Origin of the sequence: Massilia endophytica (assembly GCF_021165955.1) — a bacterium.
GTDB lineage: Bacteria > Pseudomonadota > Gammaproteobacteria > Burkholderiales > Burkholderiaceae_D > Rugamonas > Rugamonas endophytica.
Map to the genome: position 1 here is coordinate 3,768,259 of NZ_CP088952.1, position 15,080 is coordinate 3,783,338.

17 protein-coding genes and 1 tRNA gene are annotated in these 15,080 nt (G+C 63.5%); 10 read left to right on the top strand and 8 right to left on the bottom strand.

The window, feature by feature from the left end; translation table 11 throughout:
- Positions 1-45 precede the first annotated feature (45 nt).
- Entirely contained in the window at positions 46-369 is a 324-nt protein-coding gene (locus LSQ66_RS17200; protein ID WP_231766411.1) for an ArsR/SmtB family transcription factor, read from the top strand.
- Here LSQ66_RS17200 and LSQ66_RS17205 read toward each other — a convergent pair.
- Positions 350-1,429, bottom strand: coding sequence for an RNA-guided endonuclease InsQ/TnpB family protein (locus LSQ66_RS17205; RefSeq protein ID WP_231766412.1), 1,080 nt, complete (start codon positions 1,427-1,429; stop codon positions 350-352). The two genes, LSQ66_RS17200 and LSQ66_RS17205, sit on opposite strands and share 20 nt — an antisense overlap.
- A gap of 107 nt (positions 1,430-1,536) precedes the next feature.
- On the opposite strand from LSQ66_RS17205, the gene LSQ66_RS17210 reads away from it, so the two are divergent.
- The 5 genes from LSQ66_RS17210 to LSQ66_RS17230 all read left to right on the top strand — a co-directional run bounded on the left by LSQ66_RS17210 (position 1,537) and on the right by LSQ66_RS17230 (position 8,023).
- A complete protein-coding gene (locus tag LSQ66_RS17210; RefSeq protein WP_231766413.1) occupies positions 1,537-1,977 on the top strand; it encodes an SRPBCC family protein in 441 nt (146 codons plus the stop codon).
- Positions 1,978-2,021: 44 nt separating this feature from the next.
- A complete protein-coding gene (locus LSQ66_RS17215) occupies positions 2,022-2,618 on the top strand; it encodes a DJ-1/PfpI family protein (RefSeq protein WP_231766414.1) in 597 nt (198 codons plus the stop codon).
- A 193-nt stretch (positions 2,619-2,811) separates the two neighbouring features.
- Complete coding sequence (locus LSQ66_RS17220; RefSeq protein ID WP_231766415.1) at positions 2,812-5,580, top strand: TonB-dependent receptor; 2,769 nt, start codon at positions 2,812-2,814, stop codon at positions 5,578-5,580.
- Between the two features lie 377 nt (positions 5,581-5,957).
- Complete coding sequence (locus tag LSQ66_RS17225; RefSeq protein WP_231766416.1) at positions 5,958-6,611, top strand: response regulator; 654 nt, start codon at positions 5,958-5,960, stop codon at positions 6,609-6,611.
- An 8-nt stretch (positions 6,612-6,619) separates the two neighbouring features.
- Positions 6,620-8,023 carry a sensor histidine kinase gene (locus tag LSQ66_RS17230; protein ID WP_231766417.1) on the top strand — a complete coding sequence of 468 codons (1,404 nt, stop codon included), beginning with the start codon at positions 6,620-6,622 and terminating at the stop codon, positions 8,021-8,023.
- Here the strand turns inward: LSQ66_RS17230 and LSQ66_RS17235 are convergent.
- Positions 7,996-8,463, bottom strand: a complete 468-nt coding sequence (locus LSQ66_RS17235; protein ID WP_231766418.1) for a hypothetical protein — start codon at positions 8,461-8,463, stop codon at positions 7,996-7,998. The genes LSQ66_RS17230 and LSQ66_RS17235 overlap by 28 nt on opposite strands.
- 126 nt (positions 8,464-8,589) lie before the next feature.
- Here LSQ66_RS17235 and LSQ66_RS17240 point away from each other — a divergent pair, with 126 nt between their 5' ends.
- Positions 8,590-9,378 (top strand): AraC family transcriptional regulator, encoded by a 789-nt coding sequence (locus LSQ66_RS17240; protein ID WP_231766419.1) that lies wholly within the window; start codon positions 8,590-8,592, stop codon positions 9,376-9,378.
- Here the strand turns inward: LSQ66_RS17240 and LSQ66_RS17245 are convergent.
- From LSQ66_RS17245 to LSQ66_RS17260, 4 genes are all read right to left on the bottom strand, one after another.
- Positions 9,375-10,259, bottom strand: a complete 885-nt coding sequence (locus tag LSQ66_RS17245; protein WP_231766420.1) for a DMT family transporter — start codon at positions 10,257-10,259, stop codon at positions 9,375-9,377. The genes LSQ66_RS17240 and LSQ66_RS17245 overlap by 4 nt on opposite strands.
- 63 nt (positions 10,260-10,322) lie before the next feature.
- Positions 10,323-10,784 carry an SRPBCC family protein gene (locus LSQ66_RS17250; RefSeq protein WP_231766421.1) on the bottom strand — a complete coding sequence of 154 codons (462 nt, stop codon included), beginning with the start codon at positions 10,782-10,784 and terminating at the stop codon, positions 10,323-10,325.
- A 56-nt stretch (positions 10,785-10,840) separates the two neighbouring features.
- Entirely contained in the window at positions 10,841-11,656 is an 816-nt protein-coding gene (gene aac(3) / locus LSQ66_RS17255; protein WP_231766422.1) for an aminoglycoside 3-N-acetyltransferase, read from the bottom strand.
- A gap of 16 nt (positions 11,657-11,672) precedes the next feature.
- On the bottom strand, positions 11,673-11,996 hold the full coding sequence (locus tag LSQ66_RS17260) for a winged helix-turn-helix transcriptional regulator (RefSeq protein ID WP_231766423.1): 324 nt from the start codon (positions 11,994-11,996) through the stop codon (positions 11,673-11,675).
- Positions 11,997-12,098: 102 nt separating this feature from the next.
- Here LSQ66_RS17260 and LSQ66_RS17265 point away from each other — a divergent pair, with 102 nt between their 5' ends.
- Genes LSQ66_RS17265 through LSQ66_RS17275 form a run of 3 tightly spaced genes read left to right on the top strand, consistent with a single transcriptional unit; the run spans position 12,099 to position 14,083 of the window.
- Positions 12,099-12,974, top strand: coding sequence for an NAD(P)-dependent oxidoreductase (locus LSQ66_RS17265; RefSeq protein ID WP_269449183.1), 876 nt, complete (start codon positions 12,099-12,101; stop codon positions 12,972-12,974).
- Between the two features lie 60 nt (positions 12,975-13,034).
- Positions 13,035-13,511, top strand: a complete 477-nt coding sequence (locus tag LSQ66_RS17270; RefSeq protein WP_231766425.1) for a DUF3016 domain-containing protein — start codon at positions 13,035-13,037, stop codon at positions 13,509-13,511.
- A gap of 17 nt (positions 13,512-13,528) precedes the next feature.
- Positions 13,529-14,083, top strand: coding sequence for a dihydrofolate reductase family protein (locus LSQ66_RS17275; RefSeq protein ID WP_231766426.1), 555 nt, complete (start codon positions 13,529-13,531; stop codon positions 14,081-14,083).
- 18 nt (positions 14,084-14,101) lie between these two features.
- Here the strand turns inward: LSQ66_RS17275 and LSQ66_RS17280 are convergent, their stop codons facing one another.
- On the bottom strand, positions 14,102-14,821 hold the full coding sequence (locus LSQ66_RS17280) for an NYN domain-containing protein (protein WP_231766427.1): 720 nt from the start codon (positions 14,819-14,821) through the stop codon (positions 14,102-14,104).
- 140 nt (positions 14,822-14,961) lie between these two features.
- Positions 14,962-15,040, bottom strand: a tRNA-Ile gene (locus tag LSQ66_RS17285).
- Positions 15,041-15,080: the final 40 nt, after the last annotated feature.

The window sequence follows — 15,080 nt, forward strand, 5'->3', positions numbered from 1 at the left end:
ACTGGCCTTGTCGCCCCGATCGATTCATTCATGTGAGTTGCCAACGTGTCCGCAGAACCGACCTTAGTTTTCAAAGCACTGTCCGACCCTACGCGGCGTGCGCTGTTCGAACGCCTCAGTCAGGACGGGGAATTGACCGTGCACGCGCTCACGGATTCGTCTGGCGTTTCCCAGCCAGCCGTTTCCAAGCACCTTGGCCAGCTGAAAGTTGCCGGTCTGGTGAACGACCGCCGCCAGGGCCGTGAGACTTACTACGCCGCCAATCCGAAAGGGCTCGCGCCCATGATGGACTGGTTTCATTTCTACGCCGTCTTCTGGGATCAGAAGTTCGATCGCCTCGAAGACCTACTCAATAGGATGGACCATTGACGTTCTCTCCGCCCTTAAGGATGGAGATTCCTGCTTCCAGCGTCGCACGTCCGCGACGGAGAATATTCATCGCAGCATTGACATCACGATCATGTACCGCGCCACAATCACTGCAAGTCCATTCTCTTATTCCAAGGCCTGCGATACCTTTCGGCCGCGAATCGGGCAGCACGCCACAAGTCGAGCAGGTTTGGGTGGTAAAGCGTTCGTCCACTTCCACATACCGTACGCCATGCCTAATGGCCTTGTACATCAGCATCTTGCGGAAGGTCGACCAGCCAGCGTCAAGTACGGATTTGGCCAGGCTGGTTTGGGCCAAACCACTAGCATTGATATTGCCCACGGCGATATGGTCAAACGCACGCACGAGCTCCGCAGAGTGCTTGTTCAGAAAGTCCAACCTCCGCCGTGCCACGCGCATGTGAATCGCCTTGATCCTGCGCCACTTGTGCGCCCGCTGCGCTACCGCCAGCGCCGCTTCCGCCTTGCGGTAAAAGCCAGGGGCATGGATACGTTCCTGATTGGACAGCACGGCAAGGTCTTTCAGTCCCAAGTCGATGCCGACACCGTGACTAAGCGGACGTGCGGGAGGCTCGGCGACTTCGATCACAATATTGAGAAACCAATTTCCACGCCGGTCTTGCGCAAAGCAGGAACCGTCCCTGATCTTCCCATCAGGCAGAGGGCGCGAATAAAACACGCGGAAGGTGTTGCCAGCAAAGCGGAACGCATTACCTTTTCGATGGAGGTCGCGTCCCTTCATCGGAACCCAACCGAGCGACTTGCGGCCTCGGTAGCGCAGGTAAGGCCGACGGTGCTGCACGCGGGACCTGGCGAACTGTTCGCACACAGCATTGATGACGCCCGAATGCAGATTCAGTTCTTTACTGCTGCCCGCCGTCAGTTTATTCAGGTCAAAGCCGGTCAACCATGGACGGCTAAAACGCAAGGCGTCCTTTTGCCGATCATTGCAATAGTTCCAGACGAAATTCACCGTGCGGGCCTGTTGTTGCAGCAGTCCGGTCAGCGACTTTACCCGGTAACGATAGACGAGCAGCATACTGTAATTTTATACAGTATTTTGTAAAACTCAAGGAGATCGGCTGCTTCGCAGTCACCTCTTTTCACCCTCCCCGTCTTACGGACGGGATTTTTCGGAGCAAACCTATGAACAATGCAGCAGAAACCCGCACCGTCGTCATCGAACGCTTCATGCCGCACCCCGCCGAAAAGGTATGGCGCGCACTCACCCAGCAGCCCCTCATCGAAGAGTGGCTGATGAAGAACGACTTCGAGCCCGTGAAAGGCCGCCACTTCTCCCTGCACACCCAGCCGCAGCCAGGCTGGGATGGCCGCATCGACTGCGAAGTGCTGGCGGCGGAACCTCACCGCCTGCTTACCTACACCTGGAACGCCTCGGTGCCCGGCGTATCCGACGACCTGCGCACGGTCGTGACCTTCACGCTCGACCCGACCGATGGCGGCGTGAACCTGCGCATGGAGCAATCCGGCTTCCGTCCAAGCGAGGAACGCGCCTACCAGGGCGCCCAGTACGGCTGGCAGCACTTCTTCGGCAAGCTGGAAACCACGCTCGGGAAGATTGCTTGATGCTGAGGTAAGATGGACGTCACTTCCACTCCACGGGCCAGGCCATGCACATCGCCATCCTGACTTTTGACGGCTTCAACGAGCTCGATTCCATCGTGGCTCTCGGTATTCTCAACCGGATCAGGAAGCCTGACTGGAAGGTGAGCCTGTGCTGTCCACAGGAGGAAGTGACGTCGATGAACGGCGTTACCGTGCGCGCGCAAACGCTGCTGGAAGAGGTGCGCCGCGCCGATGCGGTGATCGTTGGCAGCGGCATCAGGACACGGGAAGTGGTCGCCGATGCCGCGCTCATGTCCCGGCTGGCGCTGGACCCGGCAAGGCAACTGATCGCCGCCCAGTGTTCCGGCACGCTGATCCTTGCGAAGCTTGGCCTGCTTGGCAGCGTGCCCGCCTGCACCGACCTCACCACCAAGCCATGGGTTCAGGAAGCAGGCGTGGAGGTGCTGAACCAGCCGTTCTACGCTAACGGCAATGTCGCCACCGCAGGCGGCTGCCTGGCTTCGCCGTATCTCGCCGCGTGGGTGATCGCGAAAACGGAAGGCCTGGACGCGGCGGCTTCTGCGCTGCATTACGTGGCTGCGGTGGGCGAGAAGGAGCAGTACGTGGAGAACGCCCTGAAGCACATCACTCCGTATATCTGAGGCCGATGGGTATTGTCCGCCGCGCTGGAAGCGCACGAATGGCGCACCTGCCTTGCCCTGTGGCTGCGACCCTCGCCGACTCGCCCCCTCACCGCGGCCTTTAGCCAGTCTTAGGCTTTCCCTTAGCCGAGCTTCAGTTGTGATCCCGAGAATGTGGTCGCCGTATCCACTATAACAACCCGAGGGATCAAACATGTTGAAACGCCGTACCCTGGCCCGTGCCGTCGCACTGGCTGTCGCAGCTCCCGCCACGCTTGCCGTCCACGCCCAGGATTCCAGTCCTGTGCAGCGCGTTGAGATCACAGGATCGAGCATCAAGCGCGCGCAGGCCGAAACCGCCTCCCCCGTCCAGGTCATCAGCCGCGAGGACCTCGCCAGGTCCGGCAAGGGTACGGTGGCCGAATACCTGCAGACGCTGACCTCCGATGGCGCCGGTTCGCTGCCGACTGGCTTCGTGAACGGCTTCGCCGCAGGTTCCACCGCCATCTCGCTGCGCGGCCTCGGCGCCACCTCGACCCTGGTGCTGCTTAATGGCCGCCGCATGGCGCCCTTCGCCCGCGCCGACGACGGCCAAAAAACATTCACCGACCTCTCCACGGTGCCGATGGAGGCAGTGGAACGGATCGAGGTGCTGAAGGACGGCGCCTCCTCCATCTACGGCGCGGATGCCATTGCCGGGGTGGTGAACATCATCCTGCGCAAGGACCTGGAGGGCACCATCCTCAAGGCGACCATCGGACAGGCGCTTCAATACAACGACAGCGAGAGCGCGAAGGCTTCCCTCACCTGGGGCCGCGGCAAAGTGGACGACGATGGCTACAACGTGCTGCTGAATGCAGAGGTCTACAGCAACAAGGAGCTGTTCAACCGCGACCGCGCCAGCCGCGCGTGGATCGGCCATGGCGACCTGCGGCCCTGGGGCTATTCGGTGGCCACCCAGTTTGCCACCGGCGATCTGCGTGGCGGCGTGCCCGGCGCGACGCCGGTGGGCGCGCTGCGCAATCCGGCCAACAATCAATATGTCTACCTGCCTGGATGCGCCCAGCTCTCGAGAAGCGTGCAGACCGATCCGACCCAGTGCGTGGCGCACCAGGACCAGTGGCGCAGCATGCAGCCGAAGATCGACGGCGTGAACCTGTATGCGCGCGGAACGTGGAGAGTGTCGGAGGACATGCAGGCCTATGCGGAAGCAAGCTACTCCAAGCGCGACACCTCCTCGCACCTGGCGCCGCCCACCATCACGCCAACCGTGGCATTCCCGCCCAACGGCGCCAACCCGACCGGCGTGATCAGCTATGGCTCCGGCGCGGGCACGATACTGGTGGCGCCGAGCCACCCGCAGAATCCCTTTGGCGCCCCCGCGCGCGTGCGCTACGGCGCAGTGGACGTGGACAACCTGCGCGAGGCCAACAACACCTTTTCCCGCGTCGTGGCGGGCCTGCGCGGGCAGATCGGCGGCTGGGATATCGACGCCGGGATCCTGCATTCCCAATCGGCGCTCGACCTGCGCGCCACAGCCCTCAACATGCCGGTGCTGAAGGCAGCGCTGAGCGATCCCGCCAGTCCCTACTTCCCCTACTACATGGGCGCCCAGGCCAGCAAGAATCCTGCGTCGCTGTACGCGGCCATGGTGCGCACCGCCACGTCCGATTCCACGACCAAGCTCGATGTGATCGATGCCAAGGCTTCGCGCGAGCTGATGCCCCTGGCCGGCGGCATGCTGGGCCTCGCCGTCGGCGCCGAGCACCGCCGCGAGAAAGTGGATAACCCTTCGCTCTCCGGATCGGAGAATGGCAGCATCAACCAGTCCTACGTGGCGGCCAAAGGGGACGAGAAGATCACGGCGGCCTACGCCGAACTGGCAGCGCCTATCCTGAAGGGCCTGGAGCTTTCCGCGGCCGTGCGCCAGGACCACTACCGCGCCTTCCACTCCACCACGCCGAAAGCGGGTTTCAAGTGGACGCCACTGCGCAATTTCGCGCTGCGCGGCACCTACGCTGAAGGCTTCCGCGCCCCCGGACCAGCCGAGTCGGGACGAGAATCGCAGTCCACGGGCACGGCCTCGGCGCAGGACCCGGTGCGCTGCCCCAATGGCACGCCGCGTCCGGGCGCTTCCGCCAACGACTGTGCAGCCGCCATCACGGCCATCAAGGTGGGCGATCCGAACCTCAAGCCGGAAACCTCGCGTGGTGTGACCCTGGGCATGGTGTGGGACCCCCTGCAGGATGTATCGGTCGCCGTGGATGCGTGGCGCATCCGCCGCGAGAACGAAATCAACCCGATGGCCTATAACGAGGCCGCGGCACTGCCCACCGCCATCCGTTCGGACAACAACCTCAAGGATGCTGCAGGTAACGTCATCCCCAACACCGGCACGCTGCTGATCACTTACGCGCCCTACCGCAACTCGAGCCATACGGAAGTGCGCGGCATCGACCTGGACGTGAAGAAGCGCCTGCGCCTGGGCGACTACGGACGCTTGACCTCGGGCCTGACCTGGACGCATATCTCCTCCTGGCTGCGCGTCGAGTCGCCCACCGTCCAGTACCAGTACGCCGGCACGCACGGCAACTGCGACACCTCCAACTGCGCCGGCACGCCGAAGAACAAGGGCAGCCTGACCGTAAGCTGGGACCGCGCGGACTGGAACGTGACCACGACGGCGAACTACCGCTCCGGCATGGAAAACCGCTACTTCGCCGGCGACGGCTGCGCGTCCAGGAAAGCGGACAACTCGCCCGCCCCGAACGAGGAGTGCCGCCTCGCCTCCTTCACCACGGTCGACCTGTCAGTGCGCTACAACGCGAGCAAGCAGCTCCAGTTATTCGGCTCGGTGAGCAATGTGCTGGACAAGATCGCTCCGCTCGATCCGCTGACCTACGGCGCCATGAGCTACAACCCGATGGATTCGAGCGGCGCCATTGGCCGCTACCTGAAGCTCGGAGCGCGGTATTCCTTCTGAGAGGCTGTGACGCGGCGCCCGTTCGGCGCCGTTTTTTTTTTGCACGGCTGGAGGCGCCCTGCAAGCGGCTGGAACGGATTGAAGGCTCGGCGCGCGCAACGCGCCGTTCGAAGCAGGGGTGCGCGGTTCGCGCGTGTACTGGATGCGACACATGCGGCGCTGGCGTCCGCTGGCGGGCACAACCTTTAGCAAATCTTAACCGAACAGAGTTAGACTCGGAAAAGAAGCCCGGCGCGACTGACGCCGGCCGGGCGAACGGGTGCATTCAATGACATCCTAAAAGCGGCGTAGGGCCACGCCGCAAGAAGAGTATGCGCTGCCGCCGCTTAAGGATGGCTTTGCGCCAGCTTCAGGCCAGCTCAATGTGGAGGCGGCAGGTGCGTATTTGTTTGATCGAAGATGATCTCGAACTGGGGCAGGCCCTGCATGTGGCATTGGGCGAAGATCATGATGCAGTCTGGGTGCGCCGTGCCGTCGACGGGGAGCGGATCATTCGTGAGCAGCGTTTCGACGTCGGCCTGCTGGACCTGGGCCTGGCCGACGGCGACGGACTGGATCTGCTGGCTCGCCTGCGCGCCGATGGCGTCGAGCTGCCCATCGTCATCGTCACGGCGCGCGACGCGCTGGACGTCAGGCTGCGCGGCCTGGACCTGGGCGCAGACGATTTCCTGGTCAAGCCTTTCGCCACCAGCGAGCTTCTGGCACGCATGCGCGCCGTGGCGCGCCGCGCCAATGGCTGGGCAAGCGGCAAGGAAAGCACCTGGACTGTGCGCGGCCTCACGCTGGATGAAAGCCGCATGGCGGCCACGCGCGATGGTACGCCGCTGGCATTGTCGCCCACTGAATTCACGCTATTGCGTTCCCTGATGCGGCGCGTAAACCGCGTCATCACCCGGCGCCAGCTCGAAGCCTGGGCGACTCCCAACAGCGACGCCCAGACGCTGGACGTCCACATGTCCAACCTGCGGAAAAAGATCGGCGGCAATTACATCCGCACCGTGCGCGGGGTCGGCTACGTCATCGAAAAATAGGATAGGCAATGAAGTTCACACTGCGCTCCCTGGCCGCGCGCCTGGTACTTTCCTTCATGCTGTGCATTCTCGCGCTCTGGGTCGTGATGCTGGCGGCGATGCTCCTGGATGCTGCCGGAGCAAGCCGCGCGCGCCAGCAGCAGGAACTTGCCGTACTCGCCCGCATGGCGGCCCACTCGCTGGCTCCCGAAGCCGGGAGCGGCGGACCCGGTGGCAAGGGCCTGCGCTTCATGGAGCTGGAGAAGGAGCTGCGTACCGTCTACTACGCCGATTGCGCGGGTCCCATCGCGTTCCAGGTATGGAAGGACGGGCGGGAGATCTTCAACGACAAAGGGCTGCCACAAGGCCTGCCCACCCCGGGTATGCAGCAGCTCAAGGTAGACGGCAGCACCTGGCTGGCGGCCACCGCCGAGGACAGCACTGGTCTGGTGGTGCGCCTGGCGACCGAAGACACTCTCAGTTTCCTGGTCCGGAAATCGAATCCGACTTACGTCTTCCTGCCGTTGGTGATCAGTCTTCCGCTGCTTCTCATTCCAGTACTCATCGCGGTGCGCATCGGTTTGCGCCCCGTCCGGGAGATCATCGATGCAGTGCGCAGCCGGGATAGCGCGGACCTGTCGCCATTGCCGCCCGCGCGCCACAGCGAGCTCGAAGCGATGGTTGGCGCCATCAATGCTCTGATGGCCCGCCTCAACGAACGTATCGGCCGCGAGCGCGAACTTCTTGCCGACGCCGCACACGAACTGAAGACGCCGATGGCCATCATCCAGGCCAATGCGGACAACCTGCTTGCGGCAGGCGACAGCAGCCAGCGCACGGCGGCGCACAACGGCCTTGTGCATGGCCTGCGCCGGGGCGCCCACACGGTACACCAGCTGCTGGCCTACGCCCGTTCCGGCGCCAACGCACGCGACCTGAAACGCGAGGAGATCGACCTGAGCGAACTGCTCGTCGAGCGGGCCGCTGCCTTCGCCACGCTGGGCCTCGGCCGGCGCATTGACGTGGAACTCGAATGCCAGCCCGGTGTTGTGCTGCCGCTGCACCGTGAGAGCGTCGTTCATGCCCTCGACAACATCCTCGATAACGCCGTCAAGTACACGCAGGCCGGCACCACCGTGTTCGTGAAGCTGTCCACCTCCGGCAACCGCGCCACGCTGGAAGTAGCGGACCAGGGGCCGGGCATTGCGCCGGAGCTGAGAGCCAGGGTATTCGAACGCTTCTACCGGATTCCCGGCAGCGCAGCGTCGGGAAGCGGCCTCGGGCTGTCGATCGTTGCGCGGGCCGTCGCGCACATGGAGGGCAGCATCGTTCTCGGCGAGGCGCCGGGCGGCGGCTTAAGCGTACGCATCACGCTGCCGCTGAGCCAAGTCTCCGAGCACGGCACTCAGGCGGCGGGGCTGGCCGCCGTTTGAAAGCTGTCGCGTGCCATCCATGCAAGGCACAGGCCCACGCAGATCATGTGGCTGAACACCACGTTGTAGCTGACCCACCACAAATTGAATTTTGGGTGTACGGCATTCGACAGCGGGACAACGACCATGTTCATCACGATGTAGACGGCGAGCCCGAAGAGTGCGCCCATCCGGTAGGGATACAGCTCGAAGTATGGGCTGCGCGCAGCCCAGCGTCCGAAGATGGCCGCGATGACCACGGCCATCAGCAGGTGCAGCACGCCGCCCAGGAGCGCCGCAGGCTGGCCCCAGCTGAAGGCGGAAGGTCCCAGCAATCCAGCCGCCACGCTCTGCAGGATGCGTTCCGGCGGCATGCCGCGCAAGGCATACCAGAACACCATGGCGCTGAGGATGTCGAGTATGCCGATCACAATACCGGCGCGCAGGGCAAAACGGAGCATGGCAAGCCTTCCAGGAACACGATGAATGCCCGCATGGTATCGCCGAACGGCGGCGCCTTTCTAAGCGGTGGCTAAAGATCGGGCCCAAGCCACACAAGCGGCAGGCTATCGGGCATTATTGAGCCCATGAGTGCGTCCCGCGACTTCCAGATTGTTTCCCGCCACCCCGGCATCGACGTGGTGCACGGCCATTCTGCGCGCAGCTTCCCCGCCCATATGCATGACCAATACGGGATTGGCCTGCTGCAGTCCGGCGGCCAGCGCTCGCGCAGCCGCCGCGGCATGGTGGAGGCGCTGCCGGGCAACCTGATCAACGTGGTGCCGGGCGAGGTTCACGACGGCCACGCCCTGGGCGGCGAAGCGCGCCGCTGGACCATGCTCTATCTTGACCCTGAACTCGTCGCAGACCTTGCAGCCGACCTCACGGAGGGCGCCCGGCGCGAGGCCGATCTCAAGGGACCGGTCGTCAGCGACCAGCGCGTGAAGACGCTCTTTGCGCGCGCCGCCATGGCCGCATCTGGAGAGGGTGGCCTTGACGAGGCGCTTCTGCCGCTGCTTGCCTTTCTCTCCGGCGGGGCAAAGGGCGGCCCGCCGCCCCTTGAGCGCCTCGTGCAGGTACGCGAACGCATCGACGACATGCCTGCCGATGCCCACCCTCTTGAGGAATTGGCGGACGACGCTGGCGTCAGCAAGTTCCAGCTGCTGCGCGGCTTCGCCGCGATGACGGGCCTTACACCGCATGCCTATGTGCTGCAGCGGCGCCTGCATCTCGCCCGACGCCTGCTGGCGGCAGGGCAGCCGCCCTCCACCGCCGCCGCAACGGCTGGATTCGCCGACCAGAGCCACCTGACCCGCATATTCGTGCGCACTTTTGGAATCGCTCCCGGCGCCTATGCACGCAGGCTGCTCCGCTAGCTCCGCCTGGGCTGTGGCGCGCGCGCCATCAGCAGGCCCATGGCGGCAAGCACGCAGGCCAGCCCGGCCCCTTCGCGCCAGCCCGGCTGCTCGCCAAGCACCAGCATCGCCAGCACGAGCGTGGAGGCAGGCGCTATCGCCGTCAGCACCGCCGCCTCCGTCCCGCTGACGCGGCGCGCCCCCGCATACCACAGCACGAAGCCCACCACGGTCGGTCCGGCGGCATAGTAAGCCAGCGCCTGGAGCGCCTGCGGCTCGAAACGCGACGCGCCCGTTTCTCCCAGGGCCAGCACGGCGGACGACAGCAGCGCCGTGCCGGACAGGATGGTGGACAGCGCCAGCGGCTCGATGTCCTTCCTCAGGCGCCGCTGCAGCAGCAAAAACAGCGCCTCGCACAGCACGGCGCCGCCGACCAGCAGGTTGCCAGCAATGGAACTGCCGCCGCTGCCCCCGTTGCGCAGGGCGATCAGCGCGACTCCGGCCCCCGCCACCAGCACAGCCATCACCAAGCGCGCGTCCGGCCGTTCCTTCAGCAGCACCACGGCGCAAAGTGCCGATACGACCGGCAACATGCCGATGATGAGCCCCGCGTCGCTGGCCGAGGCGTAACGCAGGCCGTACATCAGCAGCACGGTGTAGCCCACGCTGCCGGCGAGACATTGCGTCAGCAGCACCGGCAAGTCCTCCGCGCCGATGCGAGGGAAGCGTGTGCCGCTTATCCACATCAGCAACAGGAACAGCGGGGTGGCGATGGCAAAGCGGATGGCGGTCGCCGTCATCGGCTGGATCGCCGCAATCGACAGCTTGCTGGCCACGACGGTGCTGCCGACCAGCGCCATCGCGCCCGTCAGATAGAGATAACCTCGGGTTCGTTCGTTCATGTGATCCTCCTTTCACCCCAAGATAGGGACAAAGCAGGAACTGGTCTTGAACGAAATTGCAGCTCAGGCAGCGGCGCAGCGCTTCTGAAGCCCGGCCATCTCCAGCTTCAGGTAATCCTCGTTGAGGCGGCCGATCAGGCGATTCATGAACTTCGCAAAAGGGCCGCGCAGCTCGACCGATAGCGTCACCAGCGAATGCATGCCGCCCGAGGCATCCGGCAGCGCCTCCACGGCATGGTGCGCATGAGCCACCACCCCAAGGCCTCCGGTACGCCACGCGAAGCTGCGCCCCTGCTCGAGGGCCGAAACCACCCATACGGCAGTGGGAAGGCGCGGCTGCCGGATGCGCACGCAAGTGCCGATGGCAAGCCTGGGCTCGTCCAGAAAACTGACTTGGCCCATGGTGGGTGTCCACTCCGGCCAGGCGGCGACGTCGGCCAGCACGGCCCACACGGCGGGCGGCGGCGCAGCCACCTGCTCCCGGATGCGGTAATTCACCGCCCCGTGTTCTATGGTTCTATGCACGTGGAAACTCATCCACCCATTCTGGCATCGAACGGGCGGCTGTCGCTAAAGGCAAGCTAAAGGGCGCGCCGGTGACGCTGTTCGAGCCAGGCGATGCCGAAGCCGACGATGGCGTTTGCATCGATCAGCCGCGTGCGGGCGCGGCCGACCAGCCCCTCCTTGTGCACGCCCAGGGCGAGATAGTCGCGGGCGATGCGCTCCACTGCATCGGGCTTCTCCTCGACGGCGTATTCGTCCAGGATGCCGTTGGAATCCCAATCGGAAGCGCTTATCCATTCGCGCGTGCCAGAGTGGAGCAAGGGCATGGAGTACGTGACGCGGCGCTTGCCCGGAATGTCCGCAAGCGCCTCCGCAAAGTGCAGCACGGTGACTGCATCTTCGCCCGCCCCGATGGACAGGACTTTGCCGCCAAGCTTCAGGAAGCGCTCGATAGGCGAGCCGGGTCCGTAGGCGCTGCCCATCTCGTGAGGCCACACGAGCCACTCTGCATCACGGCCGATGGCAACCATCGACGAATCGGGATGAGCGCTTCTGCGCGCGCCGGGGTATGTGCGGATGAACTCATTGAGCGCGCCATAGCCGGGATAGGACGGCGCCGTTTCGGGATCGAAGGCCGGCCAGCGTTCACGCACCTCCTCGGGAACAACTTCATGCCCCAGTGTTTCCTCGTATGGGGACTCGTTCCACGAAACGAGGGCCATCAAATTCCCCTCCGGCCCTACCCGTTCCAGAATGGCTTCAACTAGCGTCACCGGCCCATTCGCCAACGGGCCCACGGCACGAAGGGAAGCGTGCACCATGACGGTGTCGCCCCGCTCCACGCCCAGTAGTTCCAGCTGGCGCACGATGCTGGCCTTGTCCGAGGGGTGCATTCCGATTCTCCTTCCGTCAGCGGGCTGGCCGCAGCTTGGCGTAGCGCGTGCCCCAATCGGCAATCGGCCCCAACGCCTTGTTGAGTTCAGCGCCGAGGGACGTGAGCGAATACTCGACGCGCGGCGGCACTTCCGGATACGCGACCCGCGTTACCAGGCCATCCGCCTCCATTTCCCGCAACTGCTGGATCAGCATCTTCTCCGTGATGCCGCCCAGCAGGCGGCGCAGTTCGCCCGTGCGCACGGGCCGCTCATGCAGCTCGTACAGGATCACGGCCTTCCACTTGCCGCCGATGACTTCGAAGGCGGGGCCGATTCCGCAATTGAAAGGCTGTTCCATGACTCTCCAAAACTTACCGAATGAGTAGTACCTGACAAAATTGTGCGTACTTGACGATGTTTATGGTACATCAGGATACTGGCGCCTCCAACTTTACAGGAGATCGTCATGCAAAAAATTGCCGTCATTGGTCTGGGCCAGATGGGGACCACGCTTGCCCGCCTGCTGCTGCAAGCGGGAATGACCGTGCACGTATGGAACCGCACGCCGGGCCGGGCCGATGCCCTTGCCGCAGCAGGCGCGGTGGTTGCGGCGCAGGCATCGGAGGCCATCCAGCCCGCCGACATCGTCGTGATGAGCGTCCACGACGACGCCGCTGCGGCGCAGGTGCTGGCGGCGGAAGGTGTATCCGCCGCGCTGCGGGACAAGACCCTGGTGCAACTGACCACCACCAGCCCAGAGGAAGCGCGCAAGGCCGCCGAGGGTATCGCTGCACTCGGTGGCGGCTATGTCGCCGGCGCGCTCCAGGTGGCGCCGGACCAGATGGGGATGCCGGACACGACGATCCTCGTCTCCGGCGCGGCGGATCACTACGACCGCGTACGCAGTGTGCTCGCCGTCTTTGGCGGCAATGCCGTGTATCTCGGCGAAGATCCGGGCGCCGCATCCACTATGGATCTTGCAACCCTGAGCTACATCTACGGTGCGGCCGCGGGCTTCTTCCAGGGCATGGCGCTGGCGGAGCGCGAAGGGCTGGACCTGCGGGCCTATGGGGACATCACGCAGGCCGTGGCGCCGTCCTTCGGCGCCTTCCTGCGGCATGAAGCAGAGGCTGTCGCCGCCAACGACTTCTCCATCACGCAGAGCCCCTTGTCAATCTCAGTGGATGCAACGCGCCGCATCGAGCATGCGATGCGCGCGAAGGGCCTGAACGCAGAGCTGCCCGCCCAGATCGCGAAGTTATTGCGCCAAGCGGAAGAAGCGGGATACGCGCGCGAAGAGTTCGCGGCCGTGGTGAAGGTGCTGCGGCAGGGGTGACACAGCGGACCGGTCTCCGGGGAATGGCGTATATTGAGCTTCTTCGAAGAGGAGTGCATCATGAAAAAGCTTATTTGTACGCTCGGCTTGCTGGCGCTTGCGGCTGTGGGCAGCGCGGCAGCCGCCGTGACCGTGACCTTCGCCGCCCCGGAGAAAATGACCGACGTCCCACGCTATCCACCGGACCGGGAATGGATGGAAACCCAGCTCCGCGAGCACCTCGGCAAGCTGGCCGAGAAGCTCCCTGCAGGCCAGGAGCTCACGGTGGAATTCCTCGATATCGACATGGCGGGGGATGTATTCCCGCGCGTGGCGGTACGCGATGTCCGCGTGATGAAGGGCGACGTAGACTGGCCCCGCATGCACCTGCGCTACGCCATCACGCGGGATGGGAAGGTAATCAGCCAGGGTGAAAGCAAGATATCCGACTCGAACTACCTGATGAGTGGGAACCGGTACGACGGCGAGATGTACCGTTACGAGATGGAGTTGCTCGATGACTGGTTCAAGAAGGAAGTGCTGAAGAAAACCCGCTAAGCCAACAAGGAGCATCCATGCGCACTCTCAAATATTCGATCAACGTCACCCTGGACGGATGCTGCGACCACAATGCCATGATTGCGGACGAGGAGCTGCACCGCCGCGCCGCCGAGAGCATCGCGCAGGCGGACGCCCTTCTCTTCGGCCGGGCGACCTATGAAATGATGGAGAGCGCATGGCGCCCGCGTGACGGCGTGTTCCCTGATTGGATGGACGACTGGATGATACCTTTCGCCCGCACCATCGACGGCGCGAAGAAGTATGTGGTGTCGAGCACTCTGCCGCAGGTGGACTGGAACGCCGAGCTTCTGCGTGGCGACCTGGAGCAGTCGGTCCGGCGGCTCAAGGAGGAGCCGGGCAAGAGCCTGTTCGTGGGCGGCGTCACGCTCCCGCAGGCCCTGGCGGAACTGGGCTTGATCGACGAATACGAATTCGTCGTGCATCCCCGGATCGCCGGCCACGGCCGGACCCTGTTCGCAGGCCTGACGAAGTATGTCGACCTCAAGCTCGTAGACAGGATCGAATACGGCTCTGGCGCTGTGGCCTTACGCTATGAGCCGAAGAGGTAGGCGCAACTGGAAAACCAACTACCAATGTGATGGCTTATGAATCGGCTTTTTCTTCGTAGGAACCATTTCTGGTAACTGCGCCTCGAATAACTGTTCATCATGAAGGCTGGCGACAGTCCAATCAGCGTACTTCCCAAGGGACCCACTTACCCGACGGTGCACTTGCGCCCCCGTCGCATGTGGAGGGAGAGGTACCACAATTCCGATCAATAGGTGGGGAAAGTCCTGACGAATTGCTTCCAAAGCTGGCTCTGCATCGCTGTCATTGGAAACCAGAATGATTCGATCATACGAACCCCGGCATGCATCCCGATACATGCAAAGCGCAAGATTTACGTCAGTCTTCTTTTCCTCCAATTTCCAGACCCGCACCCGATCAGTCCGGTCAAACGGTCGCCCACGCGCAAACCTCGGAAGCAAGGTGCCACTCTTGTCATATGAGTGATTGCCGTAGGTCACTTCGAACCGGTCGCCGTACTTTGCCTTCAATGCTCGATGGTACGCCGACTGCGCCTCTACGGATGCTGCCCCATGTGTCGCGAACTTTGCGAGCGCCGGGGCGGTGAACAATCTTAGTTTGTCCAATGCCTCATTCTGATCTCGGCGTGCCAGCAAGATATCAAACAGATGGACAAGGTCTAACCATTTGAAGTTGGTTCCCCGCAGCCTACCGTAGTAAAGGTTATAACCGTCAACATAGACGACGGTTCGCTTTGGCGGTTTCGGATTGGTCGGCACGACTGACTCCTTTCCTCCAAATGTGAAAAAGCCGCCCAGGAGAGCGGCTTTTTCGTCCCGAGAGGAGCCAGGCAAGTGACACTTCAAGGGATGAGTGGTATGGCTAGTTTGACGCTTTCTGACGGTGCAGTCAAATGTATTGGTAGGCCTCCCCGGAGTCGAACCGGGCACCAACGGATTATGAGTCCGCTGCTCTAACCAAGCATGAGCTAGAGGCCCTGAGGACTCGGCAGGATAGGGCCCCGCAGGGCCCCCGTCA